Genomic DNA, 3,841 nt, shown 5'->3' on the forward strand with positions numbered 1-3,841 from the left:
CCACCGCGTCAGCGAGGCCGAGCCGACGCGCCAAAGCCGCGTCGCCCGAGTGAGTTTCGTGATCGTCCATGGGTGCTATCGCGGGCTGCCCTCGGGTACTGCTTCGGATTGTTCAGGTGTGTCGGGACTCGGTCCGCGGCGAAGCACGCGTTTTGCGTTGCGCGGAAGACGTTGCACGGTTTCGGGTGGGATGAATGCGAGGTACAGCACAAACATCGCCAGGGTGAAAAATCCCGCGGCGATGCTGATCATGATGAAGGTGTGCATGACAACGCCTGCGGCCAGAACCCAAGGTCGCAAGTGACGATTCCACACCAAAAACGCAAGTGAAAGCTCGACGGCGAGGGTGCCCCAGGTGGCGGCGTTCATCAGCAGCGCAGTGTTGGTGGCCCAGTGTGGGGGAGAGAGCAGCACCAGATCTGGTAGTCGCAGCGCGTAGGAGACCGCGGTGCCCTGCGGCCAGGTAGAGCCCTTGATCTTGCTGAGCGCCGACGCCAAATAGATCAGCGACATCTGCACCTGCAACAACCGAACCGCCCACTGCGGGCGCTGTTGCGCCGACCAGAATGTTCCCGCGCTGCGCGCTTGGTCCAGCGAAAGCGCTGACCCGCATGGTGAGAGCGCGAGGACCAGCGCCTCGATGCGCACCGCGATATCACCGGAGTTCCACACCAACGGGTCGCGGTGTTGGAACGACATGATGAGCACGAATACCACCAGCGCGGCGAGTCGGCTGTGCCAGCCGATGGTCAGCACGAGCGACGACAGCAGCAGCACCGCCCATCCGATCAGCAGCGCATGGTCACTGTTCCAGATCGCGAAAACACCCCAGTAATACGCGTCACCGGGTTGCTGCGGCATTATCCCGTGCGGGCCGAATAACGGATACAGATCGGGTAGCAGAGAGATGGCCCAACCGATCGCCACGACTCCGAAAGCCATCCTGACCAAGCCCAGGGTGTAGGCCGGTTGCAGTTGAAACCAAAAGATCCGCCATGTGGTCAGCGCGGCCACAACCCGTGGCCGCCGACGGTGGTCGGGTTCAGTCATGGCTCGCCGGTGAGGGTTTCGTCGTAGAGGATTTCCTCGCCCGGGACGGGAGAACCGTTGGTACCCGGTGCCGGAAGCGACTCGGTACGCAAAATCATCTGCACCCGTACAGCGCGCTCCGAGCGTCCCGTAAGCCGGCGAACAATCCAATGTGCCACTCCAGCTCGGCTCGCGGGGTCGTGCACAGCATTCTCTTTGACCTTCTGCCAGTGATACCACGCGAACGCGCCCACCACGCGGTCGCCGCGTGGATTTGTCCACACCCGCTGGGCACCGTTTGCCAACGTCACGCGCACGTCGAGGAACTCTTGGCGGCGCGGCGGATCCGGCGCATACATCCGCCAGCTCTGTTCCAGCCCAGTCGCCGACGCGATCGGCTGGAGCACCGGCGCGAGTCGTCGCTTGACTTCAGCATCCGGCAGACTCCACACGACGCCGATGAGCAGCACGAGCACGATCACGCCGCTAATCGCTGCTTGGCCGAACGGCGAGCTTTCGAATCGCGGGCCGACCGTCGACAGCTTTTTGAGACCCCGCGTGATCATCGGCCGACCTCCCTTCTACCAATGGGTAAAGATCAGACTATTCAGCAACAGCGCTCCACCGACGTTAATGGCCAGCCACAGCCGCGCTGAGCGCGGCGGCAACAGCGCGGGTGCGGCGGTCAGCCATACGGTGAACGGCAGCCAAATCCGTTCTGTCTCGGCCTTGCTCAGCATGCTCACGTCGGCGCAGATGATGGCAATCAGCATCGCCAGCATCAATAAATGCAGGCCCGATCGGCGGCGGATCGCGGTCACGTCGAAGACCCGGCTGATTCCGGCGACGCTGCCCAAGCCGATCGCGCACACCACCGCCGCCAAGTTGGCCCAGCTCCAGTACTGAAATGGCCGTTCATGCGCAATGCCCTGCCAATAGCGTTGCTGCACAAGGCTATAGCCGTCGAGCCAGCAGAAGCCGGTAGCGGTGAACACCACCGCCACTGCGGCTGCGGCCACAAGTGCGGGTACCAGTGTCTGCAATGCGGAGCGCCAGTTGCTCGCGCACACCCCTACCGCCGACGCCGGAATCGCCATCAACATCAGGCCATAGCTGAGAAACACCGACCAGCCGAGCAGCAATCCTGCGGCGGCGGCGAGCAGTGCCGGGAATCGAACGGCGCCGCGCACCGCCACCGCCAGCAGTGTGATGCCCCAGGCGGCGACCCCGGCGAAGTAACCGTCGGCCGACACGGCGATCCAGATCGCCGTGGGCGCAACGGTGACGAACGCCGCGGCGCTTCGCGCGGCCGGCTCGTCGGCCAACGTCCGCAGCGTGATCACGATTGCCGCCGCGGCGCTCGATCCGACCAGCAGGCACAGCAACCCGGCCCACGCGCCGCCCCCGAGGCCGATGCGGTCCAGCCAGACGAACGTCAGCAGCGCCCCCGGCGGGTGACCCGAGACGTGGGTGATCCACGAATTTGGCTGGAAATCCACAATCCGACTAGAAAACGTACGCAGCGTTTCCGGGATGTTGGTGATGCCCGGCACCTGCGGCAGATATTCGTCCTTGTCGGTCAATCGGCCGGCGAACCCGCGTTGCCAACCGTCGATCATCGCCAGCGAGAACGCCCACACGCAAGACGTCGCCCAGGCGACCAGGGGCAGCGCCCGCCATGAAAGCCGCTGTGCTACAACGGGTCCCCACAGCACGGCGGCCAGCCCAAGTGCAATCGCCGGTCCAGTACCCCAGCCGACGTGCGCCTCGAGCAGGCCGAAAATCGGGGCAGCCCCGGCATGCCAGGCGAAACGGTCTGGAACGCGCAGATACGACGCGATGCCCCAGTGCATGCGGGGCAAGACGAACGCGGCCGCAACCAGGCCCAGCCCGATCGCAGCCCCAATCGCTTCTCGACGCGCGATCCTCACGACCGGGCAGCCCTATTGATGGGCAGGCTCGTCGGCCGCGGGTTGTCGGGGTGGCCGTCCTTTGCGCAGCGTGGCAAGCAATTCGCGGTAGGGCCCGATCAGGTAGACGGTGTCGTCGGCGTGCAGTCGGGCATCGCGGCGTGGGTGCAGCTTGATCAGTGAATTGGGCCGGGTGATCGCGATGACCCGGGTCTGGGTGGACAGTTCGAACATGCGCAGGCCGTCGAGTTCGCTGCCGGGTGCTACCTGCATTCCGCCAACCACGAACGAGCGTTGGCCCACCGAGAACGTGCCTAGCACCTGCAGACCGACCGCACCGCCGATGAACCAGGGTGCGGCCAGTTCGACGGTGGAGCGCACGTTTTCAAAACCGAACCGCTGCGCCACCGCGAAACCCAGTGTGCGGTCAAAGACCCGCAGCACCAACGGAACGTCGGTCCAGTTGAGACCGGGCCGTATTTCAGTCCCGAGCATTTCGGTCAGCACGATCCCGGTTTCGACGTTGATTATGTCGTCGCGGGTCAGCACCGCCACTGCGCGGGCACGATCGACCCGTGCTGACTGCAGGGTTTGACGCAACGTGGCGTCGCCGAAGATCACCGGCACGTCGAGTTTGCGTACCGCCGACAAGAAGCGGTTGTCCTCGTCCTGCTCGATCACCGCCACGTCGTATCCCGCAGTGGTCAGATCGGTAACCACGCGCATCGCGACGGCGCTCAGCCCGACGACGACAATGTGGTTACGCAGATGACGCATCCGGGGGCGCGCAGCCCCGAGGACGAAGCGGCGCGACAGCAACACGTCGGCTACGAAAGCGACGAGCAAAGCGGTGGTCGTCACCCCGCTGAACATCATTACGGCCGCGAACACCCGCAGCCAGG

4 protein-coding genes are annotated in these 3,841 nt (G+C 64.7%); all 4 read right to left on the reverse strand.

Features of this window, described 5'->3' with window-relative positions; translation table 11 throughout:
* Positions 1-75: 75 nt before the first annotated feature.
* Complete coding sequence (locus WB785_RS18155; protein WP_424080686.1) at positions 76-1,050, reverse strand: HTTM domain-containing protein; 975 nt, start codon at positions 1,048-1,050, stop codon at positions 76-78.
* Entirely contained in the window at positions 1,047-1,595 is a 549-nt protein-coding gene (locus tag WB785_RS18160) for a hypothetical protein (protein WP_424080687.1), read from the reverse strand. Before WB785_RS18160 ends, WB785_RS18155 begins: the two co-directional genes overlap by 4 nt.
* Before the next feature lie 15 nt (positions 1,596-1,610).
* A complete protein-coding gene (locus tag WB785_RS18165; protein ID WP_424080688.1) occupies positions 1,611-2,960 on the reverse strand; it encodes a hypothetical protein in 1,350 nt (449 codons plus the stop codon).
* Positions 2,961-2,972: 12 nt separating this feature from the next.
* A partial coding sequence (locus tag WB785_RS18170) for a potassium channel family protein (RefSeq protein WP_424080689.1) occupies positions 2,973-3,841 on the reverse strand: 869 nt, incomplete at its 5' end.

The sequence above is a fragment of the Mycobacterium sp. genome, from assembly GCF_049585075.1.
In the GTDB taxonomy this organism is placed as follows: domain Bacteria; phylum Actinomycetota; class Actinomycetes; order Mycobacteriales; family Mycobacteriaceae; genus Mycobacterium.